Origin of the sequence: Streptomyces sp., from assembly GCF_019510245.1 — a bacterium.
Taxonomy (GTDB): domain Bacteria; phylum Actinomycetota; class Actinomycetes; order Streptomycetales; family Streptomycetaceae; genus Streptomyces.
This window is the reverse complement of record NZ_JAEKKT010000147.1, coordinates 26,910-51,344: the sequence shown is the minus strand read 5'-3', so window position 1 is coordinate 51,344 and position 24,435 is coordinate 26,910. Positions and strand designations below refer to the sequence as shown.

Annotated in this window: 16 protein-coding genes and 1 pseudogene; 14 read left to right on the top strand and 3 right to left on the bottom strand. The window is 75.3% G+C overall.

Annotation, left to right across the window (positions count from 1 at the left end; translation table 11 throughout):
- The first annotated feature begins 77 nt into the window (after nt 1-77).
- The 3 genes from JF597_RS25670 (at nt 78) to JF597_RS25660 (ending at nt 2,834) form a co-directional block, all read left to right on the top strand.
- Nucleotides 78-755, top strand: coding sequence for a uracil-DNA glycosylase (locus JF597_RS25670; RefSeq protein WP_293999209.1), 678 nt, complete (start codon nt 78-80; stop codon nt 753-755).
- Complete coding sequence (locus JF597_RS25665; RefSeq protein ID WP_293999207.1) at nt 752-1,768, top strand: BadF/BadG/BcrA/BcrD ATPase family protein; 1,017 nt, start codon at nt 752-754, stop codon at nt 1,766-1,768. Before JF597_RS25670 ends, JF597_RS25665 begins: the two co-directional genes overlap by 4 nt.
- Nucleotides 1,769-1,910: 142 nt before the next feature.
- Complete coding sequence (locus tag JF597_RS25660; RefSeq protein WP_293999205.1) at nt 1,911-2,834, top strand: hypothetical protein; 924 nt, start codon at nt 1,911-1,913, stop codon at nt 2,832-2,834.
- Between the two features lie 167 nt (nt 2,835-3,001).
- On the opposite strand, the gene JF597_RS25655 is transcribed toward JF597_RS25660, so the two are convergent.
- Complete coding sequence (locus JF597_RS25655; protein ID WP_293999203.1) at nt 3,002-4,033, bottom strand: lactonase family protein; 1,032 nt, start codon at nt 4,031-4,033, stop codon at nt 3,002-3,004.
- Nucleotides 4,034-4,156: 123 nt separating this feature from the next.
- Nucleotides 4,157-5,644 carry an FUSC family protein gene (locus tag JF597_RS25650; protein ID WP_293999201.1) on the bottom strand — a complete coding sequence of 496 codons (1,488 nt, stop codon included), beginning with the start codon at nt 5,642-5,644 and terminating at the stop codon, nt 4,157-4,159.
- Nucleotides 5,645-5,858: 214 nt separating this feature from the next.
- Here JF597_RS25650 and JF597_RS25645 point away from each other — a divergent pair, with 214 nt between their 5' ends.
- The 3 genes from JF597_RS25645 to JF597_RS25635 all read left to right on the top strand — a co-directional run bounded on the left by JF597_RS25645 (nt 5,859) and on the right by JF597_RS25635 (nt 8,631).
- Nucleotides 5,859-6,335 (top strand): Lrp/AsnC family transcriptional regulator, encoded by a 477-nt coding sequence (locus JF597_RS25645; protein WP_293999199.1) that lies wholly within the window; start codon nt 5,859-5,861, stop codon nt 6,333-6,335.
- A 15-nt stretch (nt 6,336-6,350) separates the two neighbouring features.
- The gene (locus tag JF597_RS25640; RefSeq protein WP_293999197.1) at nt 6,351-7,028 is read left to right on the top strand and encodes an HAD family phosphatase; all 678 of its coding nucleotides are present in this window, start codon (nt 6,351-6,353) and stop codon (nt 7,026-7,028) included.
- A 112-nt stretch (nt 7,029-7,140) separates the two neighbouring features.
- Nucleotides 7,141-8,631 (top strand): MFS transporter, encoded by a 1,491-nt coding sequence (locus JF597_RS25635; protein WP_293999195.1) that lies wholly within the window; start codon nt 7,141-7,143, stop codon nt 8,629-8,631.
- Nucleotides 8,632-8,667: 36 nt separating this feature from the next.
- On the opposite strand, the pseudogene JF597_RS25630 reads toward JF597_RS25635, so the two are convergent.
- A pseudogene (locus JF597_RS25630) lies at nt 8,668-9,450 on the bottom strand (LysR family substrate-binding domain-containing protein); the annotation flags it as partial.
- Nucleotides 9,451-9,560: 110 nt separating this feature from the next.
- On the opposite strand from JF597_RS25630, the gene JF597_RS25625 reads away from it, so the two are divergent.
- From JF597_RS25625 to JF597_RS25590, 8 genes are all read left to right on the top strand, one after another.
- Entirely contained in the window at nt 9,561-9,953 is a 393-nt protein-coding gene (locus tag JF597_RS25625; protein ID WP_293999193.1) for a DUF5997 family protein, read from the top strand.
- 200 nt (nt 9,954-10,153) lie between these two features.
- On the top strand, nt 10,154-11,008 hold the full coding sequence (locus JF597_RS25620; RefSeq protein WP_293999191.1) for a DUF4132 domain-containing protein: 855 nt from the start codon (nt 10,154-10,156) through the stop codon (nt 11,006-11,008).
- Nucleotides 11,005-15,948 (top strand): hypothetical protein, encoded by a 4,944-nt coding sequence (locus JF597_RS25615; RefSeq protein WP_293999189.1) that lies wholly within the window; start codon nt 11,005-11,007, stop codon nt 15,946-15,948. Before JF597_RS25620 ends, JF597_RS25615 begins: the two co-directional genes overlap by 4 nt.
- 46 nt (nt 15,949-15,994) lie before the next feature.
- Nucleotides 15,995-17,158: an AAA family ATPase gene (locus JF597_RS25610; RefSeq protein ID WP_293999187.1), complete on the top strand. Its 1,164-nt coding sequence runs from the start codon at nt 15,995-15,997 to the stop codon at nt 17,156-17,158.
- 4 nt (nt 17,159-17,162) lie between these two features.
- A complete protein-coding gene (locus JF597_RS25605) occupies nt 17,163-20,648 on the top strand; it encodes a DUF5682 family protein (protein ID WP_293999185.1) in 3,486 nt (1,161 codons plus the stop codon).
- Entirely contained in the window at nt 20,645-22,657 is a 2,013-nt protein-coding gene (locus JF597_RS25600; protein ID WP_293999182.1) for a hypothetical protein, read from the top strand. The genes JF597_RS25605 and JF597_RS25600 overlap by 4 nt, the downstream gene beginning before the upstream one ends.
- 164 nt (nt 22,658-22,821) lie before the next feature.
- The gene (locus JF597_RS25595) at nt 22,822-23,700 is read left to right on the top strand and encodes a LuxR C-terminal-related transcriptional regulator (protein WP_293999179.1); all 879 of its coding nucleotides are present in this window, start codon (nt 22,822-22,824) and stop codon (nt 23,698-23,700) included.
- A complete protein-coding gene (locus tag JF597_RS25590) occupies nt 23,687-24,427 on the top strand; it encodes a class I SAM-dependent methyltransferase (protein ID WP_293999177.1) in 741 nt (246 codons plus the stop codon). Before JF597_RS25595 ends, JF597_RS25590 begins: the two co-directional genes overlap by 14 nt.
- Nucleotides 24,428-24,435 lie beyond the last annotated feature (8 nt).

Here is a 24,435-nt window from a genome sequence, read left to right as displayed (position 1 = left end):
CGGTCGTCCCCGGTCGTCCCCCGGCCACGGCGACCTCGGCTTGATCGCCGGCCCGTGTACGGCAGTAGGGTGACGCCGTGGCACCACGACCCTTGCATGAAATCGTCGAACCGGGCTGGGCGAAGGCCCTGGAACCAGTGGCCGGGAGGATCGCCGCGATGGGCGACTTCCTGCGTGCGGAGATCGCCGCGGGACGCACCTACCTCCCGGCCGGCCCGAACGTCCTGCGGGCCTTCCAGCAGCCCTTCGACGACGTCCGCGTCCTGATCGTCGGCCAGGACCCGTACCCGACCCCGGGGCACGCGGTGGGGCTGTCGTTCTCGGTCGCGCCCGAGGTACGCCCGCTGCCGGGCAGCCTGCTCAACATCTACCGGGAGCTGAACACCGACCTGGGCCTGCCCCAGCCGTCCAGCGGCGACCTCACCCCGTGGACCCAGCAGGGCGTCCTGCTGCTCAACAGGGCGCTCACCACGGCCCCGCGCACCCCGGCCGCGCACCGGGGCAAGGGCTGGGAGGAGGTCACCGAGCAGGCGATCCGGGCGCTGGCCGGCCGCGGCAAGCCGCTGGTGTCCATCCTGTGGGGCCGCGACGCCCGCAATCTCCGCCCGCTGCTCGGCCAGTTGCCGGCGGTGGAGTCCGCGCACCCCTCCCCCATGTCGGCGGACCGCGGCTTCTTCGGCTCCCGCCCGTTCAGCCGCGCCAACGACCTGCTGATCCAGCAGGGGGGACAGCCGGTGGACTGGCGCCTGCCGTGAGCGACGGGGGCGGCGGGCCCCGGGAAGAGAGGGGGTTTCTAGCCGTCGACTCCGGAGGCTCCGGGTTACGGGTGGTCGTGGGCGTGCCGGGACGCGAGCCGTCCGCTCCGCAGGAGTCCCGGGAGCCGGTGCGGACCGGGGCGCGGGGCATCGACCCGGGGCACCTGCTGGAGCAACTCCTGCCCATGGCGCGGGCGCTGGCCGACTCGTACGGGCTGGAGCGGATGACGACAGCCGTCGTCGGTGCCGCCGGGCTGGCCGGCCTCGGGGACGCGCTGCGGGCCGAGCTGCCGGGGGCGCTCGCCCGCGAGCTCGGGGTGCGGACGGTCGCGCTGGCCGCCGACGCCGTGACCGCGTACGCCGGCGCCCTGGGTCCGCGACCCGGCGCGGTGGTCGCCGCCGGGACCGGGCTGATCGCGACCGGGACCGATCTCACCCGGTGGTGGCGGGCGGACGGCTGGGGGCACCTGCTGGGCGACTGCGGCAGCGGCGCCTGGATCGGCCGGGCCGGCCTGGAGGCGGCGCTGCGCGCCTTCGACGGGCGCGACGGCGGCTCGGCCGCGCTGCGGGCCGGTGCCGAGGAACGGTTCGGGCCGCTGTCCGGGCTGCCCGGACAGCTCTATCCGCGCCCCGACCGGCCCGCCGTACTGGCCTCGTTCGCCCCGCGCGTCGCGGACTGCGCGGCGGCGGGCGACCCGGTCGCGGCCGCGATCCTGCGCGCCGCCGCCCGGCACATGGCCGAGTCGGCGGCCGCCGTCTGCCCCACGGCGGGTGAACCCTTGGTCGCCCTCACCGGCGGCCTGTTCAAGCTGGGCGACCCGCTCCTCGTCCCGCTGGCCGAGGAGTTGGCGCGGCTGCTGCCACAGGCACGGCAGGTGCCGGCGGAGGGCGATCCGCTGCACGGAGCGGTACGCGTCGCGAGTGACCTGGTCACCGGGCGGCTCACTCTGCCGGGTGATGAGAAACTGCTCTCCGTTGTACACATAAAACTTGTACACACAAAAGGCTATTGATCCCGCTGAGGCACGAAGTGTCCGACAAGCGGCGGGATCACCTTCGAATCATGCGTAACTCATCAGACAAAAGCGGACGGATACCGCTCACCTGCACCCTCCCCGAACAAGGGAGCCCAGATAGCCAGTAACATGCGGCGCCATGAGCTCCCCCACTGGGCCCGCCGGCCTGCCAGTACGAATGCCGCGCCCCCGCCAGCCCGGACGGCACCGCCGCCCCGAGCCGCTGGTGGCTCCCGAGGACGCGCCCGCGCTCGTCCTCGCGGTGCCGGGTAAGCCCAGCGCGGCCACGCGCAGCCTCTCCGAGGAGGTCGTGAGCATCGCTCGCTCCGAGCTGCCCGGCCTCGACGCCCGCATCGGGTACCTGGACGGGGACGACGCGGAGTTCCCCACCCTGCAGTCCGTGCTCGCCGGTGCCGCCGAGGAGCGCACCGCCCGCTACGAGCAGGCCGTCGCCGCCGGCGTCGAGGGGATCAAGGCCCCCGACGGCCCGGTCGCCGTCGTCGTGCCGCTGCTGGCCGGTCCGGACAGCGCGCTGCTGCGCCAGGTCCGCCACGCGGTCATGGAGAGCCGGGTCGCCGCCGACCTGACCGACGTCCTCGGCCCGCACCCGCTGCTCGCCGAGGCGCTGCACGTGCGCCTCTCGGAGGCGGGCCTCGCCCGCGCCGACCGTGCGCGGCTGTTCACCGTGGCGACGGCCGCGGACGGCATCATCCTCGCGTCGGTGGGCGGCGACGAGGCGGTGCAGGCCGCGGGGATCACCGGCATGCTGCTCGCCGCACGCCTGGCCGTGCCGGTGATGGCCGCGGCACTGGACCAGGAGGGTTCGATCGCCTCCGTCGCGGAGCAGCTGCGGGGTTCGGGGTCGCAGCAGCTGGCGCTGGCGCCGTACCTGATAGGGCCGGAGATCGACGCGGCGCTGCTGGCCGCGGCCGCGGAGGAGGCCGGTTGTGCCACTGCCGAGCCGCTCGGCCCGTACCCGGCGATCGGGAAGCTGGCGCTGGCCAAGTACACGACGGCGCTGGGCATTGCGCCGCAGCAGCCGCAGGGGGCACCGGTGCGGTGATGCGCTTCGCGCGTCGGCCGACGTGAGTCGAGGGCCCGTTTCCTTGAGGGGAGCGGGTCCTTTTTCTTGGTCTTTTTTTGCGGGGTACGGCCGGAGTTCGGCTGCGGGCCCGTGGGGGCTGAACGCGCAGTTCCCCGCTTCCCCTGACGGGGCGCTTCAAGGGGTCGTCAGTCGAAGACGATGCAGGACGGGGCCGGGATCTCCACCGTGCCGTCGTAGCGGGGCTGGCCCGTCTGCTGGTCGATCGTGAACCAGGTGATGTTGCCCGAGCGCTCGTTGGCGGCGTAGAGGAAGCCGCCCGACTCGGTGATCGCCCGGGGCCAGTGGCCCCCGCAGGGGACGGTCGCCGTCAGGTGCAGCTGGTCCCCGTCGACCGTGAACGTGGTCAGGACGTCCTCGCCCCTGGTCGCCGTCCAGACGAAACGGCCGTCGGGCGAGACGGCGACACCGGACGGATAGGCGTCGCCGGCCGGGGCGCCGGGCAGGACCGGGGTCTCGGTCAGCGGCTTGAGGGTGCCGGTGCCGGCGTCCCAGCGGCAGACGGTCACGGTCGGGGTGAGTTCGTTGACGACGTAGGCGTACCGGCCGCCGGGGTGGAAGGCCAGGTGGCGTGGACCGGAGCCGGGGCGCAGGGCGAACTCGCGGTGGAGGACGGGGGCGCCCTCGGCCAGGGTGCACACGCGGACCGAGTCGGTGCCCAGGTCGACGCTGACCGCCCAGCGGCCGCTGGGGTCGGGCTGCACCTGGTGGGCGTGCGGCCCGCGCTGACGCCGTTCGTGCGGGCCCGAACCGGTGTGCTGGAGCAGTCCGGAGGGGGCGGGGGCGAGCGTGCCGTCGGGGCGCACGGGGACGGCGGTGACGCTGCCGGAGCCGTAGTTGGCGGTCAGGACGTGGCCGCCGAAGACGCTGAGGTGGGTGGGACCGCTGGCGTCGACCGGGACCGGCGGCCCGGCGAGGCGCGGCTTGTCGTCGTGGACGTGGTACGCGGCCACCGCGCCGTCGGCGGTCTCACTGACCGCGTACAGGGTGCGCCCGCCGGGCGCGAGCGCGAGGTACGAGGGGTCCGGGACGCCGTCGACGCTCTCCAGGAGGGCCAGGGCGCCGCTGTCCGGACGCACCGCCGCCGTGACCACCCCCGGGCCGCCCGCGGCCGTGAACGACCCGATGAAGGCCCTGCGCCGCCTGCCGCCGTCTGCCACCGCTGTCCCCTATCGCTGCGAGCCACCACGAGCCGGTACGAGTCAGAACGGGCCGGTTCGAGCCCGCCCGGGGCCGACGGTAGCAGCTGGCGGTCTAGACCAGGGCGTGCGGGGCGGCGCGTCTCAGGCGCCGACCAGGGGCGAGCCCGAGGGGCTGCGCAGCGGCTCCGCGAGTTCGGACAGGGCACGCTCCAGGCCGTGCAGATGGGCGAGGGCGGGTTCGGCGGGCGGCTCGGCGGGGGCGGTGATGTGCTCCGAGCCCCTGGTGAGCGCCTCGACGGCGGCCTCGACGCGCCAGCAGGCGGCGGCCAGCCGGGCGTCGTGCGAGGCCTCCGGGTCGGCGGTGACCACGACCAGGCCGCGGATCTCGCGGGCACAGTCGTCCAGCAGGGTGAGCACGCGGCGGGCCCGGCGCTTACGACCGTGCATCGGGTTGAGCGGGTGCACGAGCGGGGCGACCGAGAGCCGTACCCGGCCGAGCAGCTGTTCCAGTTCGGCCACCCGGGGTGCCGGGTCGGCGGTGGCGGAGCCGGCGAGCCGGGCGGCGGCCTCGGCGGTGCAGGCGTGCACACAGCGCAGGGCGCGCCGGATCCAGGCGTCGGTGATGAGGTGGGTGCTGACAGGCAGCACGAACAGCACGGCGAGGACGGCGCCGAGGGCGCCCACCGCGGTCTCGGCCAGCCGCAGCGCCAGCAGGCCGGGGGTGAGGACGCCGAGCAGGCCGTAGAGCAGCTCGGCGAGGAAGGTCACCCAGAGCATCATCCAGGTGTAGGAGACGGCGGCCGTGTAGAAGATGCCGAAGACGGCGGCCGCGACCAGGACGGCGGTGGGCAGCGGGGCGCCGTGCACGGGGGCGGCGACCAGGAGGCCCAGTGCGACACCGATGACGGTGCCGAGGACCCGGCGGAAGCCGCGCACCAGGGTCTCGCCGCGCGAGGCGGTGTTGACGAAGATCCACCAGGTGGCGCCGACCGCCCAGTACCAGCGCTGGCCGGACACCAGCTCGCCGGCGACCAGCGCGAAACCCGCGCCCGCGGTCGCCTGAACCGCCTGCCGGGTGGTCACCCGCGCCAGTCCGGTGCCGGCGGGCGGAGCCGGGACCGGTGGCGGGGCCAGGCGGCGCTCGTAGCACCAGAGGCCGAAGCGGACGGCGGCGGCGCTGAGCACGGAGAGCAGGACGGCGGCGTAGAGCTCGGGAAGCTGCCCCGTGGTGGCGTGCAGGAACTGGGCGACGAAGAAGGTCATGAAGGCGAACACGCCCAGGCTGTGGCCGCGCGGCCCCCAGCGGCGCGCGTACACACCCGCGCCGACCACGGTGAGGAAGACCAGGTCGCGGGCGACCGGGATGCCGTGCAGTTCGGCCGCGGCCGCGAGCACCGGCAGGCCCACGACGGGCAGCAGCGCGGTGGTGACGGCCTGTCCGCGCACGGTGGGGTCCGCGACGGTGAACAGCGCGAGCAGAGCGGCGAGACCACCGGTGACGGCACCCGTGACGGAGTGCCCGGCCAGTGCGCAGACCACGACGGCGAGGCCGATGCCCAGCACGGCACGCGTGGCGAAGCGCAACCGGACCCGCCCCGGGTCCGGCGCCACGAACACCCTCTTCAGCACTGCTTCCCCTCCCGCGGACGGCACAGAAATGGCGCCGCGGGGATCCGCAGCGCCATCGACACACCCATGAGAGCACCGGAGTGGCTACTGGCTCAAGTGGCGTCGATTCTGATGTGCCAATGGTCCAGTGATTGAGGCCATGACTCGAAGACAGAAATACCAATGGCCCAGCTCGGCCAGGAACCCCGGTGAGCCATTGGTACAGTCGTAAGTCATGAGCGTGGACGAGCTCGACACCCGGATCCTGCGGCTGCTGCTGGAGCAGCCGCGCACCAGCGTGCGCGAGTACGCGCGGCTCCTCGGGGTCGCCCGGGGCACGCTCCAGGCGCGGCTGGACCGGCTGGAGCGGGACGGTGTGATCACGGGCACCGGCCCCTCCCTCTCCCCCGCCGCACTCGGCCACCCGGTCCTGGCCTTCGTCCACATCGAGGTCACCCAGGGGCATCTGGACGACGTCGGGGACGCGCTGGCCGCCGTGCCGGAGATCGTGGAGGCGTTCTCGATCACGGGCGGCGGGGATCTGCTGACCCGGGTGGTGGCGCGGGACAACGCGCACCTGGAGGACGTGATCCAGAAGCTGATCAGCCTGCCGGGCGTGGTGCGCACCCGTACCGAGGTGGCACTGCGCGAACGGGTTCCGCACCGGTTGCTGCCGCTGGTGGAGTCCGTCGGCCGGGCCGCCCGCGGGTAACGGCATCCTGGTCACATGAGCGATCTCGGCGGCCTCGCGGTCATCTTCGATCTCGACGGCACACTCGTGGACAGCGAGCCGAACTACTACGAGGCGACGCGGCAGATGCTGGCCGGGCACGGCGTCACGGACTACACCTGGGCGGAGCACGAGCGACTCGTCGGCATCAGCACGCTGGAGACGGTGACCCTGCTGCGCGACCGCCATGGACTGCGGCCCCCGGTGGCGGAGTTGCTCGCGGAGACGAACCGGCGGTATCTGGAGCTGGCCCGGACCGGTACGCGCGTGTACCCCGAGATGCGCAAGTTCGTGGAACTGCTGGCGGCCGAGGGCGTCCCGTCGGCGGTGGCCTCCGGCTCCTCTCCGGAGGCGATCGAGGCGATCCTGGCCGGCACGGGTCTGGGCGCGTACCTGCGCACCGCGGTCTCGGCCGACGAGGTGCCGCGCGGCAAACCGGCGCCGGACGTCTTCCTGGAGGCGGCCCACCGCCTCGGCGCCGCACCGGCCGACTGTGTGGTGCTGGAGGACGCCGCTCCGGGCGTGGCAGCGGCGCACACCGCGGGGATGCGCTGCATCGCGGTCCCTTACGCGGCCGCTCAGGCCGGTCTCCTCAGCACGGCCGATCTTCTCCTGCGCGGCGGCCAGGCGGAGTTCACGGCCCGCGCGGCCTACGACTGGCTCACGTCGCTCTGAACGGCGGCCGCCGGGCGCAAGGCGCCCGGGCCGGCACCCGGAAGGAGCAGTCCGGCCATCCGTTCGCTCCGCCGGTCGTGCGATGCGTGGGATGCCTGCTTAGCGTGGCCGTATGACCACGACCTGCTCAAAGCCGCAGCGGCCGGCCACCGACGACCGGCGGTGGAAGGCGCTCGGGGTCTGTCTCGCGGCCGGGTTCATCTCGCTGCTCGACACCTCGATCGTCAACGTCGCGCTGCCCTCGATGGAGCGCGGACTGGGCGCCACGGAGGCCGCCCAGTCCTGGGTGGTCTCCGGGTACGCGCTGACCTTCGGACTGGCGCTCGTCCCCGCGGGCCGGCTCGGCGACATGCGCGGGCGGCGCCAGGCCTTCCTGATCGGGCTCGCCGTGTTCACGGTGGCCTCGGCGGCCTGCGGACTCGCCGCGAGCCCCGACCGGCTGGTGGTGTTCCGGCTGATCCAGGGCGCGGCGGCGGGCATGGTCGCGCCGCAGACCTCCGGGCTGATCCAGCAGATGTTCCAGGGCTCCGAGCGCGCCAAGGCCTTCGGGCTGCTCGGCAGCGTCATCGGGGTCTCGACGGCGGTCGGCCCGCTGGCGGGCGGTGTGATCATCGATGCCGTCGGCACCGACGACGGCTGGCGCTGGGTGTTCTTCGTCAACCTGCCCATCGGGGTCGCCGCGTTCGCCGCGGGGTTTCGGCTGCTGCCCCGCTATCCCGCGACGGCGGACCGGCGGGAGCGGTTCGACCCGCTCGGCGTGCTGCTCCTCGGCTGCGGCGTGATCGCGCTGATGCTGCCGCTGGTGCAGGAGCAGCAGTGGACCGGACGGGAGAAGTGGGCGCTACTGCCGGTGGGTGCGGTGCTGCTCGGCCTGTTCTGGGTGTGGGAGCGGCGGCAGGGGCGGCTCGGACGGGCGCCGCTGCTCGATCTGAGCCTGTTCTCGATGCGGTCCTTCACCCTCGGCGCGCTGATCAGCCTGTCCTACTTCGCCGGCTTCACCACGGTCTTCTTCGTCCTCGCCCTGTTCCTGCAGAACGCGGCGGGATACAGCGCCCTGGCGGCCGGAGTCGCGGTGCTGCCGTTCGCGATCGGCTCGGCGGTCGGTGCCGCCCTGGGCGGCCGGCTGGTGATGCGCCACGGCCGCACGGTGGTCGTCATGGGCCTCACCGGGGTGACGCTCGGGTTGCTCGGCATCATCGCGGTGGTGCGGCTGGTGCCGTTGGAGAGCTTCGGGTGGGCCGCGGCGGTGCCGATGATCGTCGGGGGCATCGGCTCCGGCATCACGGTCTCCCCCAACACCACCCTCACCCTGACCCGCGTCCCCGTGAAGCGTGCCGGTGCGGCCGGCGGGGTGCTGCAGACCGGCCAGCGCGTCGGCTCGGCGGCCGGGATCGCGGTGGTGGGTTCGGTGTACTTCGCCCACCTCGCGCACCGCGGCCCGGCCACCGAGGCACTGCAGCTGGGCCTGCTCACCTCCGTCGGTTTCATCCTGGTGGCGCTGGGCCTGGCGGTGGCCGATCTGGGGGAACGGGCGAAGGCGCCCGAGACGTGGGAAGCGCGGGCGATGCCGGAGACGCCGGAAGCCGAGAGCCTCGCGCCCTAGCCGGGCCGCCACCGCCTCAGCCACCGAGAGCAGACGCTACGAGCGACGGCGGGGCTTGCCGCGCTTCGCCGGCTTGGCGGGGTTGCCGGACTTCGCGCCGGCGGCACGCGCGCGTGCGGTGCGGGCGCCCGGCGTCGCCTTGGCCGCGGCGGCCGGCTTCTGCGCCCGTTCGGACTTCTCCGGCGCGGCTTGGGCCGTCTTCGAGGCCGGTGCGGTCTGGCGGCCGCGGGTGCTGTTGACCGTGCGGCCGCGGACGATGCCGATGAAGTCGTCGACCATGTCCGTGGTGGCCTCCTCGGGCCAGGACAGGGCGACGGTCGACTCGGGGCCGTCGGAGAGCGGCCGGTAGGTGAGGTCCCGGCGGTGGTACAGGCGGGCCAGGGACTGCGGGACGACCAGGAGCCCCACCCCCGCCGCGACCAGTTCGACGGCGTCCTCGGTGGTCGCGGGGCGCTCGAAGGCGGGCTCGCCGGGCGGGGCGTCCCAGTCGAAGACGTCGTCGAGGGGGTGCAGGAGGACCTCGTCGGCGAGGTCGGCGACGGTGACCTCCTCGGCCGCCGTGATCACGTGGTCCTTGGGGACGACGACCACGGTGGTCTCCGTGTAGAGGGGGATCGCGCTGAAGCACGTACGGTCCACCGGGAGCCGTACGAGACCGGCGTCCGCCTCGCCCGCGCGCAGCAGGCCGGACGCCTCGGCGGCGGGGACCTGGAGGAGGGTGAGGGGGATGCCGGGCAGCCGCTCGTTCCAGATCCGAACCCATTTGGCGGGCGTCGCGCCGGGAACGTACGCGAGCCGGAACGACGGTGTTTCCTGGGCGCGGACGGCCCCCGGCGACGGCCGGGGCGGGCCGCCTCCGGCGGCGGGGCGAGGGCCGGCGCCACCGGCCGTGGTCAGGGCTTCCGCGCCCGGCCGATACCCTTGACCTCATGAGTTCGCACCAGACCGCCCAGACGATGAAGCCCGCGACCGCGGCGAAGAAGCTGGGCGTGTACCTGCCCGCCACGCCCGCCGCCTTCCAGGAGGGCGTCGTCTCGCGCGCCGAGCTGGCCGAGCTCCAGAAGAACCCGCCGGAATGGCTGCGCGAGCTGCAGGCCAACGGGCCGCACCCGCGTCCGGTGGTCGCGGCCAGGCTGGGCGTGTCCATCGCCGGACTGGCGCGCGGCGGGGTGACGGAACCGCTCACCACCGAGCAGATCGAGGAGCTCAAGCGCGAGCCGCCCGAGTGGCTGGAGAAGGAGCGCGCCACGCAGGCCGAGGTCCGCAAGGAGACCGTGCGGCTGAAGAACCTGAAGCGGGAGAAGGAGTCGGGGCAGAACTGACGCTCCTCCTGCAGAACCTCCCACGGCCCCGGCCCAGGCATCTCCGCCTGCGGACGGGGCCGTCGCCGTACCGGCCGGCTCCCCTCCCGCTCGCCCGCCGAACTGCGGTGTCCCCGGCCCGGCACGGACCGCGTGAGGCGTTGTCAGTGCTCTCCCCTACAGTCGCCATCACTTGATCACCGGGGTGCGGGGAGGCACACATGGGGTGGGTGACGGCCGGGGACTACGAAGTGGCTCTGGACGAAGGGAAGGTGGTCTGCCGCAACGCGGCGGGGCGGCGGCTGAAGTCCGTGCCCGCGAAGCTGGCGGACGACCCGGCCGTGCTGGGGCTGCGGCAGCTCGCCGAGTGGCTGGAGCGGCACGAACGGCAGTGCCTGGCCGACGTGGAGCGGTGGATGACCCGGTCCCTTCCGGTCCCGCTCGCCGTCCTTGCGCAGGTCTGGCCTGACCCCGCCTGGCAGGCGGCGCTGCGCGACCTGGTGGTCACCGGTGCCGACGGCGAGGTCGCCGGGTTCCTGCGGGACGCCGAGGCCGGGCGCGGGCTCGGCCTGGTCGACCTCGACGGCGACACCGTGCGCATCGCCCCCGAGCTGGTCCGGCTGCCGCACCCGGTGCTCCTCGAAGACCTCGTGGAGTTGCGGGAGTTCGCCGTCGAACTCGGCGTCGAGCAGAAGGCCCGGCAGCTCTTCCGGGAGGTCTGGCACCGCCCGGCCACGCTGGACGCGGAGGCCACCCAGATCGAGGAGTACGCGGGCGGGGTCTTCAAGGAGCTGCGGTTCCTGCACGGCAGGGCCACGCAGCTGGGATACCGCGTGCGCGGCGGCTACGCGGTGTGCTCCGTACTGGAGGAGGGCCGCGGGGTCGAGGCCCGGGTCTGGATCGGCGACTACGACAGCTACTTCGAGACCGAGACCGGCCCGCTGGCGTGGACCGATCCGGCCGGCCGCACGCTGAGGCTGGGTCAGGTCGGGCCGGTCGCCTGGTCGGAGGGCATGCGGATGGCGGCGGCGCTGTACGCGGGGCGGGACATCGAGGACGAGGAGCGGGCGGCATGACCACGTACGACGGCACCACCACGGCCGCGCTGCTCGACGCCGGCGCGATCCTGCCCCCGGGCACGTCCGCGCGGGAGGACGCCGACGTCCTGACCGCACGCACCTACACGCACCCCGCCCTGGACGGGCGGACGGTGGTCCGGCTGGTGCCGGGCACCCTCGGCGAGGCCGAGGACCTGGCGCTGGAGTTCCTCGGCCTGGCCCGGCAGCCGGAGGCGCCCGAGGTCGGTCAGGTGCGCCGGGAGACCCTGGGCTTCCCGGCCTGGGCGCTGGTGCACGACCCGGCCAACGGCCATCACGCCCTCGCCCTGGTCAAGGACGTCGAGCGGCTGGCCCGGCAGGCCAAGTCCAAGCCGGGCAACGCGAAGGACGGCTTCGAGGCGCTCGGCGAGCGGCTCGGCCGTGCGGTCCCGCACTTCCTGCCGACCTTCTACGAGCAGGCCGCCCGCGTCTTCCTCCAGCACGAGAACACGACCTACGCGGCCGCCTTCTTCGGCAAGGCCCGCGAGGCCGAGCGGGTGCACGCCCTGACCGTGGACGAGGAGCGGCAGCGGGCGGTGTTCCTGGAGTTCGCCTTCGCCGGGGCGCTCACCGTCAAGGCGCTCAAGGAGTACGTGAAGGACCTCGCGCGGCGGCTCGAACCGGCCACCGCCTGGGCGCAGTTCCGGCAGCTGACGGTGGAGCGCTGCGCGGCCGGCATGCCGCCGTACGCCTCGCTGCCCCAGGACGCGCGCGGGCTGATCAAGGCGGCGGGACTCGACCGGGTCACCGAGGAGTGCGCGCTCGTCGCCGACCTGCTCGCCTCCCCGGCCGCCGTCCGCGCGCCCGCCTCCTTCTGGAACGCCTACCGGAGTGTGCTGCCGGTCCTCGCCGAGCGGCGGCCCGGGATCCGGGTACGGCTGCTGGAGATCATGCCGGCCGGCCTCGGCCGGAGCGTGGAGGACGACGAGTTCTGGCTGACGCTGCTCACGGAGTGCGGGGCGGACCTGCTGCTCACCGAGGACGGCGGCGAAGAGGTCGACGCGGCGGACTGGCTCGGCCGGTGGGCCCAGCACCGCAAGCACGGGGCGGCGTACTCGCACCGCTCCCCCGCGACGCTGGCGCTCGCCGAGCGGATGGCGCCCCGGATGCGGGCGGGCGGACGCCCCGTCGACCTGTTCACCGGACGCTGGCAGGCAGGGGCGGATCTCGATCTGCTGGACCTGTGCGTCGCGGAGGGCATCGCGCTGGCCGTACCCGACGCGGGCACCCATGTGCACCTGCCGCTGTCCGGCTGGCTGCGCGACGAGCGGCCCGGCCGGCGGGACCTGAAGGCCGTCGCCGCCGAATCCCGTTACCGGGCGCTGCTGTTCGAGGCCGTCGAGGGCCTCGGCCGCGGGCAGGGGCCGACGGAACTACCCAAGGTGGCCGCGCATCCGGTCCTCGGCGACGTGCTGCGCGAGTGGTTGCAGGAGGCGACCGCGGAGTTCGCCGCGTGTGCCGGCCTGCCGGGGGCCGACGCGCAGCTGGAGCGGTTGCGCCCCTTCCGGGCGGTGGTGCAGGAGAACCCGCAGGCGGTGCGCCGGCTCACCGGGTACGACGTCGTCCCGGTCCTCGGCCGTACGCTGCGCGCCGGGATCCTGGACGAACTGGGCTGGCCCGCGCTGGAGGAGGCGCTGGCGCTGCTCGACGCCGAGGTGCGCGGGGACCGGGACCACGAGCTGTCGGTGACCGAGGCGTGGCCCGCGCTGATCGTGGCGCGCGGTCACAAGGCGGTCGTCGTCGGCCCCGAGGGGATCCTGCTCACGCACGAGCTGCGGCTGCCCATCACCCTCGACCGCTGGCAGCGGCCCCGGTTCCGGTACGCCGACGGCGAACTGCTGGTGATGTGGCGGGACGGTGCCAAGCAGCAGGGCTACTGGTCGAACCGCCCGTCCGAGGTGGTCGCGGTCGGCGGTGAGCAGATCACCGGCTGGTGGTCCGGCCTGGACGCGGCCCACGCCTCGATCCCGCTGCCGGGTGGCGGCCGGGCGACGGGCAGCCGCACCCTGCACGCCGGGGACACGGTCCTGCCGCCGGGCCGCCCGGTGCTGGGCGACGGCACCACGTACTGGCGCCAGGGCAGGCAGGGGCGGCAGTCGCTGTGGCTGGAGTACGACCCGGCGACGGGCGAGCACGGGCGGGCCTCGCTGCCCGCGCTGCTGGCGTCGGCCGTCCGCGAGGACGCCTCGCTGCTGCACGGCTCCTGCGAGGTGCTGCCGCTCCAACCCGGCCTCGAGCACACCCCGTTCGGCACCGACGGCACGGTCCTCGGGCGGTGGGTGCGCACGGAGGGCGAGGGTGCGGAGGCGCGGACGACCGCGGGTACGCCGGACGGCCGGACGGCGACCCTGCGGGCAGTCCGCGACGGCCGGGTGCCGCTGGGCGCCCTGCGGCTGCCGGGCGGGGCCGAGCCGATCGCCGCGCAGACGCATCGCAGCGTCGCCCTGCACGCGGCCGACGGCACCGAACTCGGGCGGGTCTCCTTCGGCGAGTCCGGCGGGACGTACGCGGCCGGCACCCGGCTGGTGCCGCCGGTCGCGTTCTGGCACGCGCTGCGCCCCCGCGACGAGCGCGGCTCGGCCGTGCTGCGCGCCCTGACCGACGCGTCGGCCGGTGAGCTGATGCGGGCGACGGCGACGGCCCTGGACGAACGGCAGGAGGCGCTGGCCCGGGCCGGCAAGGACGACAGGGCCAGGGCCGCGATACCGGCCGCCGACGCGGTCGCCGTGGCCGTGGTGGCGCGGGCGCTGCCCGAACTGACCGACCGGCGGCTGCTGTCCGGTGTCGCCGCCCTCGTCCATGCGGCGCTGCGGATCGCCGAGCGGGCCGGGTCCCTGGCCAGGCCCGCTGAGGAGCGTCCGCGGCAGCCCCGGCAGCGGACCGAGGGCATGTTCGCCGACTACTCCCCTGACCACGGCACGGATCGGACGCTGTACGACGCCACGGCCGGAGTCGTGACCCTGCAGAGCGCCTGGCACGGCGGCTGGGCCGCGCTGCGCCAGATCCGTGCGGTCAACCACGTGCTCTCCGGCAGGCCCGCCGACGGCAAGCCGCTGCCGGAATCCGAGCGGCTCGCCCCCGTCGGCGACGGCTGGCAGAGCGACGAGTACACCATCCCCCGCATCGGGGCGGAATGGACGCCCGTCCTGGGCGCGCTGCGGCCGCTCGCCTACCGCGCCTGCTCACCGGCCCTCACCGACGTCCAACGCGAACCGCTGCTCCTGTTGTTCGAGGCGCTGACCGAGGGCCCGCTCCCCGCGCTCGGGGCCGCGCTGCGCGTGGTCGTGCTCGGCGAGCCGCACGACAAACAGCAGCGGGCGGGCCAGGTGCTGCGCCGGGACGGCCGCACGGTGGTGGTGCTCGGCTGCCAGAGCGTCGACGACCCGCTGGGAACGGTCAAGTGGCTGGCGCTGGACCACGACCCGTCCGGGGCGTTCGGTGCGGTCGGGCACTTCACGCTGGTCCACGAGACCCGGTACGCCACCGGTATCCCGGCGGACCGGCTGGCCGAAGTGACCAGGCTGGTCCGGGAGAAGGGCGCCGCACCCTGGCGGCCCGCGGCCCCCGGGGCACTGGCCACCGCGACGAACGGCGCCCTCGGCCCCCTCCAGGCGACCGTGCTGCTGGCCGGCCACCCGCACGCCCCCGTCGCCGAGCGGCTCGCCGCCGTCGGGCTGAAGCCCCGGCAGCGGACCTTCGGCGCACAGCTGCTGGAATCGCTGGGCCAGGACGAGCAGCGGGCGCTCCTCGGCGCGCTGCTGCCCAACGACCCGGCCGACCTTTGGACCACCGGCCCCGACACGGCCGCCGCGGGCCGGCTGTGGGCCGAGCGCCTCGGCACCCTGGTGCGCCTGCCGGAGGACCTCTGCTCCGATCTCGCCGGCGCCGCCGCGACGCACGCCGAAGCCGTGCTCAACCCCGCACGGACGCCCTGGCTCGCCCGCACCACGGTGTTCCGGCCCGACGGGGACGGCGACTTCACGCCCGCCGATCCGTCGGCGGTGCCCGGCTCGTACACGCTGGCCGGAGCCGTGGAGAGCCTGGCCGCGCTGGCGTACGTGCTGCCGCACGGGCATGCGCTGCGGGCCGGGCTGACGGACGGGCTCGCCGCACTGCGCCGGCGGCTGGCCGATCCCGAGCTGCTGCTCGACCTGAACCTGGAGTGGACGGAGAAGGGCGGTCCGACCTCCGTGCGGTTGCGCAAGGTCTTCGGCCTGCCCGAGACCGGCGGCGGCGACGCGCACGGGCTGACGCGGGCCGGTGACACGCTGGTGCTGCGCCCCTGGTACTCGGACACCGAGCATGTGCTGCTCCGGCCGGGAGCGCTCGGCGGCGCCGACGACCCTGTCTTCGGGCTCCTGGAGGGCCTGCTCGGCGAGGGGCGGACGTCCCGGCTGCGAGCCGTCCGGACGATCCTCGGCGAGGACCTCGCCCGTGCCCTCGCGGCCGAGGGCCCGGCCGGATACGCCCAGGACCCCACGGTCTCCGTGCCCGCGCTGGTCGCGGAGGTCGCCGGGGCGCACGGTCTCGGCGCGGACGCCGCGGCGCTCTACCTCCAGTTGCTGGCGCTGCCCGATCCCACCGACCGCAACTGCGCGCGCTGGACCGGCTGGAAGCCCGCCCGGCTCAAGAAGGCGCGCGCCGAACTGGCGGCGAGCGGCCTCGTCGTCGAGGCGAAGCGCCCGCGGGCCGGCCGCACCCTCTTCCTGCCCGGCGGCTGGCGCGATCTCAGGGCTCCGGCTCTGCCGTCGGAGACCTGGAAGGAAGCCCTCTACCCGGTCTGCGACGGCCACCGGACCTTTCCCCTGGTCCCGGTGCCGGAGCTGTTCGCCCGCGCCTGGGAGCGCGTGCGCACCGGGGACGCCCCCGCGTACGAGCAGCTGACCACGCGGGCCGCCCGCGGGGGCCGCCGCCGATGACCACGATCCGCACCACCGCCCGGACCTCCTCGAAAGACGTACGCCGATGACCGTCAGCACCGCTCCCCTGCGCCAGATCGTCCCGCCCGAGGACCGGTACGCCACCGAACTGGCCTTCCTCGCCGCGTACGACGCCGGTCCGCGCCCGCCCGCCTGGCGGCTGACGCCCCGGGCCGTCGTCACCTTCGTCATGGGCAGCGGCGGCCGGGCGCTGCGGCTGCCCGACGACGCCGGGGCACCGGACGGGGTGCCGCGCCGGCTTGTCGTGGAGGGCAAGTTCGTCGGCGACCGGGCCCTCGTCGAGCGCTGTGTGGTGACCCTCGCCGGTGAGCGGGGGCTGCTGCTGGTCGGCGAGCCCGGCACCGCCAAGTCGATGCTGTCCGAGCTGCTGGCGGCCGCCGTGTGCGGTACCAGCGGCCTGGTCGTGCAGGGCACCGCGGGCACGACGGAGGACCAGCTCAAGTACGGCTGGAACTACGCCCTGTTGCTCGCTCAGGGCCCGAGCCGCCAGGCGCTCGTGCCCTCGCCGGTCCTCACCGCGATGTCGAGGGGCGCCGTCGCACGCGTGGAGGAGGTCACCCGCTGCCTCCCCGAGGTGCAGGACTCCCTGGTCTCGTTGCTGTCCGAGCGGCGCGTCGCGGTGCCCGAACTCGCGGGCACGGACGACGCGTTGGCGCATGCCGCCCCCGGGTTCACCCTCATCGCCACGGCCAACCTGCGGGACAGGGGGGTCTCCGAGATGTCCGCCGCGCTCAAGCGGCGCTTCAACTTCGAGACCGTGGGCCCGATTCCGGACCTCGACGCCGAGACCGCCCTGGTACGCGGCCAGGCCCGGGCGTCGGTGGAGCGGGCCGGGGCGCCCTTCCAGGTCGACGACGCGGTCCTCGAAGCCCTGGTCACCGCGTTCCGTGACCTGCGCGAGGGACGGTCGGCGGAGGGCTGGGAGGTGGAGCGCCCGTCCACGGTGATGAGTACGGCGGAAGCGGTGTCGGTGGCGGGCGCGCTGGCCCTGGCGGCGGCCTACTTCCCCGGGGACCACGACGTCCTCGGCCTGCTCCCGGGCCATCTGCTCGGCGTCGTGCGCAAGGACGATCCCGCCGACGCGGCCCGGTTGCGCGGCTACTGGGACGGTCCGGTACGACGGCGCGCGGAACAGGGCTCGGCGACCTGGCGCACGCTGTGGGACCTGCGCACGGTCCTGGAGGCGTGACGCCGTGTCCGACTCCCCCGAGGCGGCTCTCGCCGCTCTCACCGACCCGGCGGGGCCGTACCTGATCGGCGTACGGCACCACGCGCCCTCCCTGGCCGCCGCCGTCCCCGCCCTGCTGGACGCGGCGGGCCCCGACGTACTGCTCGTCGAGCTGCCCGCGGAACTGCAGGAGTGGCTGCCGTGGCTGGCCCACGAGGAGACCCGGGCCCCGGTCGCCCTGGCCGCGGCACCGGCCGACGGCAGCGGCGGCCCGGCGTTCTATCCGTTCGCCGACTTCTCCCCGGAACTGGCGGCGGTGCGGTGGGCCGGGCGGAGCGGGGTGCCGGTGGTCGCCTGCGATCTGCCGCTGGCGGATCGGGGATGGCGGGACGGGGAGCGTCCTGCGCAGGGGCCGGGCCGGCTGTCGGGCGCCCTGCGCTCCCGGCTCACCGGACGGCCGGGCGACGACCTCTGGGACCGGCTGGTCGAGGCCGCCGCGCCCGGTTCGACACCGGAGGCACTGCGGCGGGCCGCACTGCTGACGGGGTGGGCGCTGCGGGAGGAGTCGGCCGTGTCGGAGGTGGACCTGCGGCGGGAGGAGTGGATGCGGTCCCGGCTGGCCGGCGCGACGACGAACGGCGAGCGAGCCGCTGTAGTGGTCGGCGCCTTCCACACCCCAGCACTGGTCCGCCCCTTCAGGGGCGCGGGGCCGCATTCGATGTGCGGCTACCGCCGCGTGGGCGCGCCAAGCCCCCGCCCACCCGCACCTGAATGGACAACCTCCCTCATCCCCTACACCTACGCCCTCCTGGACGAGCGTTCCGGCTACCCGGCCGGAATCCGCGACCCCGAATGGCAGCACATGGTCCTGGAGTCGGCGGGAGACCCCCACACTCTGGAACATGCGCTGACCAGCGCGGCCGTCCGCATCTGCGCCGAACTCCGCGGTCTCGGCCACCCCTCCGGCCCCGCGGACGCACGTGAGATCACCCGCCTCGCCGGAGACCTCGCCCGCCTCCGCGGCCTCCCCGCCGCGGGCCGCGGCGAGTTGGTCGAGGCGACCCAGACCGTGCTGGCACAGGGCGAGCCCTACGGCCGGGGCCGGGCCGTCGCCAGGGCGATGGAGAACGTCCTGGTCGGCACCCGCGTCGGCCGTCCCGCACCGGAGGCGCCGCGCAGCGGTCTCGCCCCCGCCGTCGAGGCCGAGCTCGCCGAACTCGGCCTGCCCGGCCCCGCGGACAGCGGCTCCGGCACCACCCGGGACCTCCGGCTCGACCCGCTCCGCTCGGATCTCGACCGGCGCCGCGAACTGCTACTGCGCCGCCTGACGTTGTGCTCCGTGCCGTACGCCAAGTCCAGGCCGGTGACCGGGACGGGCGGGGCGGACGCGCTCACCTCACGCTGGGAGGTGCGCTGGACCCCGGCGACCGCCGCGATGCTGACGGCGGCCGGGGTCCGCGGGGTCACCCCGGCCCAGGCGGCCGAGGGCCTGCTGCGCGAGCGGAGCCGCAGGGAGCGGGAGGCGGGCGGCCCGACGGCGGCGCAGGTGCTCGACGGGCTGGAGCAGGCGGCACTCTGCGGCCTGGCGGGCCTCGTCGAGGAGCGGCTCGGTGACACCGCAGAGGTCCTCCCGGACGCCGGTACGCTGCCCGAAATCCTCGCCGGACTCGCCCTGTTGGACCGGCTGCGGACCGGTCACACCGGAGGGCCGGACACGGCCGAGGGCCATGCGGCCAGGTCCGTCGCCGTGGCCGGGCTGCTGACGGCGGCCGCGGTGCGCCAGGTCGACGGCCTGACCGGTTCGGAGGACCCGGCAGACGCCCACGCCCTGCTCGAACTCGCGCACCGCGCCGACCTGTCGGGCGGCATCCGGCTCGCCGACGCCCTGGCCCGGCTGGCCACCGGCGGCTCCCCGTTGATGCGGGGAGCCGCCGGAGCCGTCCGCGTCCTGCTCGGCCAGGAGGATCCGGGGGCGTTCGGCGACCGGGTCGCCTCCTGGGTGGACGGGGCGGCCGACGCCGAGTCGCGGTCGGCGCTCACCGCCCGGCTGACGGGGCTGCTGGCGGCCGCCGGGCGGCTGCTGGAGGCGGCGGCACCGGCGCTGGAGCCCCTGGTGGAGCGGGTGTCGGACCTGTCCGACCAGGACTTCCTGGAACGGCTGCCGGCCCTGCGCGGCGGCTTCGACACGCTGAGCCCGGCCGACCGCGAGCGGCTGCTGACGGGGGTCGAGGAGCGGCTCGGCGTCGACCGGGTGGCCGACACCGGCGCGGTCGACCCGGCGGCGCTGGCCACCTGGACCCGCGCGGACCTGACCGCCCGCGAAACCCTGCGCGCGCTCGGCCTGCTGCCGCCGCCGCGCACGCACCGGGAGTCCGGACCGGCCCGGGCCGTGCCGGTCCTGCCGGACCGTCGGCTGACCCCCGCCGACCGCTGGCGCCTGCTGCTCGGCCGCCGGACCGATCAACTCCCGCAGTCGGCACGGGCCTTGGCGACCGCGCTGGACGAGCTGTACGGCCGCGGGCGCGGCGAGGGCAGCAGAGGCGACTTCGGCGGCACCGGCGGCGGGCGGGAGGCGTCGTATCCCGGGGTGCGGGAGTGGTCGCAGGAGCTGGCGGCGCTGTTCGGGCCGGGCATCCGGGAGGAGGTGCTGGCGGCGGCCGCCGCGACGGGACGGCAGGACGTGCTGGCCGAGCTGGATCCGGACAGCGTGCGGCCCTCGGTGGACCTGCTGCGGTCGGTGCTGCGGCACGCGGGCGGGCTGCCCGAGGCCCGGCTGGCAGCGCTCCGCCCGCTGGTCCGGCGTCTGGTGGACGCGCTGACCCGGGAGCTGGCGACCAGGCTGCGCCCCGCGCTGCACGGCACCGCCCTGCCCCGGCCGAGCCGGCGCCCGGGCGGCGGCCTGGACCTGCCCCGTACGCTGCGGGCCAACCTGGCCACCGCCCGCCGGGCGGCCGACGGCACGGTCCGGGTGATCCCGGAACACCCGGTCTTCCGGACCCGGGCCCGGCGCGCCGCCGACTGGCGGCTGATCCTGGTGACGGACGTGTCCGGGTCCATGGAGGCGTCGACGATCTGGGCGGCGCTCACCGCCTCGGTGCTGGCCGGGGTACCGACCCTGTCCACGCACTTCCTCGCGTTCTCCACCGAGGTCATCGACCTCACCGGGCACGTCGACGACCCGCTGTCGCTGCTCCTCGAGGTCAGCGTCGGCGGCGGCACCCATATCGCGGCCGGGCTGCGGCACGCGCGCGAACTGGTGACCGTGCCGTCCCGCACGCTGGTGGTCGTGGTGAGCGACTTCGAGGAGGGTCGTCCGGTCGGCGGGCTGCTCGCCGAGGTCAGGGCGCTGGTCGGAGCGGGCTGTCAGGTCCTGGGCTGTGCGAGCCTCGACGACTCCGGGCGGCCCCGCTACTCCACCGGCGTCGCGGGGCAGCTGGTCGGCGCCGGCATGCCGGTCGCCGCCCTCAGCCCGCTCGAACTCGCCCGCTGGGTAGGGGAGAAGATCGCATGAGTACGGAACGGGAACTGCCCGCCGTCGCCCCGGCCGTGACCGCCGAGCTGGTCGCGGCCCTCTCGCCCCGGTTGCGCAGGCGGCTGGACGCGGGCATCGCCAAGCTGGCGGACCGGCCGGTCACGCGCGACGGCGACACCGTGCGCGTCACCGTCGACGACGAGGGCTCCGAGCTCGAACTGCACGCCCCCGGGGGTGTCGTGGCCGACGCCGCGGCCATCCGCTGCGGCTGTCTGCTGGCCCCGGCCTGCCTGCACCGCGCGGCGGCGGCGTCGGCGGCCCCGGTGGCCGACGTCGCCGAGGCCGCAGAGACCACGGCGAACACGGGGCCGACGGGCAGCGCGGCGGGCGCGCACGGTACCGCGGGCGTGGGGACCGCCCAGACCGGCGCAGTCGGCGCGCACAGCACGGCGGGCGCGGGGACCGCCGGGGCCGCCGGGAACACCGAGACCGCAGGGAACACTGGGACCGCCGGGACCGCCGGGGCCGCCGGGAACACTGGGACCGCCGGGGCCGCCGGGACCGCCGAGACCGCCGAGACCACCGGGACCACCGGGACCGCCGAGACCACCGAGCAGTCGGCGCCCCTTTCGGGCGCCGGTGCGGCACCCGTCGTCGACGAGTCGGCGACGCCTGCGCAACTCGCCGCCGCCCACGCCGTTTTCGGCGCGGTGGCCGCCGTGCTCGACGCCGGTACGGACGGTTCCGGTGCGGTCCTCCAGGCGGAGTTGCTGCGGGCTGCGCACACCGCGCGCCTCGCGGGTCTGCCCCGGGCGGCCACGGCGGCGGTCTCCGTGGTCACCGCGTTGCGCGCGGCCCGCGCGGCCGACCCCGCGTTCCGGCTCGCCGAACTCGTCGGCGCCGTGTCGGAGGCCCTGTCCGTGGCCCACCGTGTCCCCTGGGCCGCGGGTGCCGAGCTGGCCGGTCTGCGCGGCACGGTACGGCAGCCGTACACGCCGGACGGGTCGCTGCGGCTGTACGGCCTGTTCTCGGAGCCGGTGCTCACCGCGAGCGGCTACGCGGGGGCCGTCACCTGGACCGCCGACGCCGGGGGGCGGCTGTACACGGTCCCGGACGTGGCGCCGGGCGGCGTGGGCCGGACGGTGGGCGCCGCCGACCGTGCCGTACGCATCGGGGACACGGCCCTCACGCACCGCGAGCTGGCCCGTGCGGGGCTCGCGGTGTCGGGGGCGACGGTGTCCCCGACCGGCCGGCTGGGCGCCGGGGCGGGGGTACGGGCGGTGCGCGCGTCCGGGGCGGACTGGCGGGCCGAGCCCCTGGACCGGTTGTGGGCGGTGCCGGTGGCCGAGCAGGTGGGGCGCGCCCTGAGCGGCGGCCACGATCTGCTCTTCCTGGAGGTGACACTGGTCGGCGTGGTGCGCGAGGCGGCGGGCGACTGTCTGCTGGCCGACTGCGGCGGTGTGCCGTTGCGGCTGACGGCGGCGCACGACCATCCGGCGCTCCCGCACCGCGACAACCTGCGGCTGCTGGCCGCCGCGCGGGGCAGCCGGCTGCGGGTGATCACACGCCTCGCCGTGGCCCCGCACGCCCGCGCCCAGCTCCTCGCGACCGAGCACCCCACGAGCACCGGGAGCCGTGCCGACGTGGGCCTGGACCGGCTCCAGCACGCGGACCTGCCGGCTCCGGCCTCTTCGCCTGCCTCCCCGCCTCCCGCACCGGCCGTGCCGGCCGACGTGGTGGGCACGCCCGACGAGGCGCCCCTGCACCTGCTGCGCCGCCGGATCGAGCAGGCGGCTTCGGGCGGGCGGCGCGTGCTGGCCTTCCCGGGCGACTCGGCGGCCGACGCCCGCCGTCTGCACCGGCACGGGCTGGGCACGGCCGGCGATATCCTCGACGAGTTGCTCGCCGCGGCCGCGGAACGCTCGCGCGACGTCTTCGGCCGTCTCCTTCCGGCGGACACCGGCCGCTTCGCCCGGGCCTGGCTGACCGCGGCGCGCTACACGGACGAGGTCGACCGGGTGCTCTGTGCGGCGGCCTGGGGCGGATGACCGGGCGGGACGACGACCGGATGCGGGCCGCCGCTCCCCCGTGCCGGCGGCCCGCCTGACCGGAGTCGTGCCATCCGGCGCCGGCGCCCGGTTGAAGCATGCGGCACCCGGCCGCCGCCTGGGTATGCGTACAACTGCGTAGGGGCACGAGCCGAGAGGAACACGTGGTACAGGGGCTGGACAGGGCCTACGAACGCCTCACCGAACTGGCCGTCGCCGCGCTCAACGAACGCGAGCCCGAACGGCTCTGGCCGCTGCTCGCCGACGCTGTGACCGGCCTGTGCGGCGGGGAGACGCTGATCTACAAACTGGACGACTGGAGCGAGGGCAAGGGCACGCTCGGTCTGTCACCCGCCGCCGGCGGCGCGCTGGACCGGCTCGGTGACGAGGCCCTGGGGGTGCTGCGGTCCGGCTACCCGTTCGCCCACCACTACGCGGCCGGCCTCGGCCGTGCACCCGTGACGGCCCGTCGGCTGGCGGGCCGGGCCTGGCCGGTGAGCGAGACCGCGCGGGTGCTCGGTGACAGCCTGGACCTGGACCAGGTGCTGGCGCTCCCGCTGCCGGGGACGGTCGCACCGATCACGGGCTGCCTGGTCTACCGCTCGGGTGCGGACTTCACCGACGACCACATGCGGATCGCCGAGCGCGCACAGCCGCTGCTGGCCGCCGTCGAGCAGCAGCGCCGGCTGCTGGAGCAGTGGCGCCGGTCGTCGGCGACGGCCGGCGAGGCGGAGGAGAGCGCGGCGGACTGTGCGTTGACGCCCCGGGAGCTCACCGTTCTCCTCCTGCTCACCGACGCCCTGACGGCGGAGGCGATCGGGCGGCGGCTGGGCATCTCGGTGCGCACGGTGCACAAGCACGTCGAGAACATCTACCGCAAGCTCGGCACCCGGGACCGTCTCGGCACGGTGCTGCACGCCCAGCGGCTGGGGCTGGTGACGACCCCCGGTCCGGCCCGGGCCGGAAAGCGGCCGGCGGCCGGAAAACCTGGTGGACAGCGTCGTCGTCCGCCCGGCACAGTGGCCGCTCGTGACGACGAGTGAGCTGTGGAGCCAGGCCGAAGCCGACCGTTACGACGGCGAGGAGGACGAGATGTCCTCGGCCGCCGTGCTCGGTCCGACCGTCGACTTCCTCGCCGGACTCGCCGGGGACGGCCGGGCGTTGGAGTTCGCCATCGGCACGGGACGGGTCGGTGTCCCACTCCGGGAGCGCGGGGTGCCGGTGGCAGGCATCGAGTTCTCCGAGCACATGGTGGCGGTCCTGCGGCGGAAGGCCGACGAGGAGACCCTGCCGGTCGTGGTCGGGGACATGGCCACGGCCACCGTGCCCGGTGAGTTCGCCCTGGTCTTTCTCGTCTACAACACGATCTCGAACCTGCTCACCCAGGACGAGCAGGTCGAGTGCTTCCGCAACGCGGCCCGGCATCTGCGGCCCGGCGGCCGGTTCGTGATCGAACTGGGGGTGCCGCCGCTGCGGTTGCTGCCGCCCGGCCAGGTCGCGGTGCCGTTCGACGTCTCCGCGGGACATCTCGGCTTCGACACCTTCGACCTGGTCGAGCAGATCCTCGTCTCGCACCACCTCACCCGCGACGGCGAGGACGGCCGCTACCGCCGGGACGCCTCCCGGCACCGGTACGCGTGGCCCGCGGAGCTGGACCTGATGGCCCGGATCGCCGGGCTCGCGCTGGAGCGCCGGGTGGCCGACTGGGACGGCTCGCCGTTCACCCAGGACTCCACGAAGCACGTCTCGGTGTGGCGCAAACCCGAGTGACCGGCCCG

Coding starts and splice junctions, on each gene's coding strand:
- JF597_RS25660 (WP_293999205.1), top strand. CDS start 1,911: ATGAGCTCCCCCACTGGGCCCGCCGGCCTGCCAGTACGAATGCCGCGC.
- JF597_RS25645 (WP_293999199.1), top strand. CDS start 5,859: ATGAGCGTGGACGAGCTCGACACCCGGATCCTGCGGCTGCTGCTGGAG.
- JF597_RS25640 (WP_293999197.1), top strand. CDS start 6,351: ATGAGCGATCTCGGCGGCCTCGCGGTCATCTTCGATCTCGACGGCACA.
- JF597_RS25635 (WP_293999195.1), top strand. CDS start 7,141: ATGACCACGACCTGCTCAAAGCCGCAGCGGCCGGCCACCGACGACCGG.
- JF597_RS25625 (WP_293999193.1), top strand. CDS start 9,561: ATGAGTTCGCACCAGACCGCCCAGACGATGAAGCCCGCGACCGCGGCG.
- JF597_RS25620 (WP_293999191.1), top strand. CDS start 10,154: ATGGGGTGGGTGACGGCCGGGGACTACGAAGTGGCTCTGGACGAAGGG.
- JF597_RS25615 (WP_293999189.1), top strand. CDS start 11,005: ATGACCACGTACGACGGCACCACCACGGCCGCGCTGCTCGACGCCGGC.
- JF597_RS25610 (WP_293999187.1), top strand. CDS start 15,995: ATGACCGTCAGCACCGCTCCCCTGCGCCAGATCGTCCCGCCCGAGGAC.
- JF597_RS25600 (WP_293999182.1), top strand. CDS start 20,645: ATGAGTACGGAACGGGAACTGCCCGCCGTCGCCCCGGCCGTGACCGCC.